This is a genomic window from Kosmotoga sp. (assembly GCF_982836095.1).
In genome coordinates this window covers 9972-10178 of record NZ_CEYIHJ010000056.1, presented here as the reverse complement: position 1 = coordinate 10178, position 207 = coordinate 9972, and the positions used below count along the sequence as shown (strand labels likewise).

The following is a 207-nucleotide window of genomic DNA, read 5'->3' as shown; positions in this document are numbered from 1 at the left end:
GGTATTCAAACAAGTATCAACGCCTATACACATATCCGTGTGGGCTATGTCATTGTCTATTGTTCCTGGAATGCCAACTGAAGGAATGCCTGTTTCTTCCATTAATAACATAGCGCCTGTAAGGCTACCTTCGCCTCCTACCACTACAAGAGCATCTATCCCGTGCTTTTTAATTATTTCGGCGGCTTTTTTACGTCCTTGTTCTGT

At 43.0% G+C, this 207-nt stretch carries 1 protein-coding gene; it reads right to left on the bottom strand.

The annotated features are described in order from the left end of the window. On the bottom strand, positions 1 to 207 hold a 207-nt coding region (locus tag AC3LHT_RS05305), incomplete at both ends, for a 6-phosphofructokinase (protein ID WP_488662188.1).